1 rRNA gene is annotated in these 212 nt (G+C 59.0%); it reads left to right on the forward strand.

Annotated elements, in window-relative coordinates:
• Positions 1-212 (forward strand): 16S ribosomal RNA (locus tag A7A76_RS01280); the annotation flags it as partial.

Here is a 212-nt window from a genome sequence, read left to right on the forward strand (position 1 = left end):
CGGATTTATTGGGCGTAAAGGGCTCGTAGGCGGTTCGTCGCGTCCGGTGTGAAAGTCCATCGCTTAACGGTGGATCCGCGCCGGGTACGGGCGGGCTTGAGTGCGGTAGGGGAGACTGGAATTCCCGGTGTAACGGTGGAATGTGTAGATATCGGGAAGAACACCAATGGCGAAGGCAGGTCTCTGGGCCGTTACTGACGCTGAGGAGCGAA

Origin of the sequence: Lysobacter enzymogenes, assembly GCF_017168095.1 — a bacterium.
Classification (GTDB): Bacteria; Pseudomonadota; Gammaproteobacteria; order Xanthomonadales; family Xanthomonadaceae; genus Lysobacter; species Lysobacter enzymogenes_D.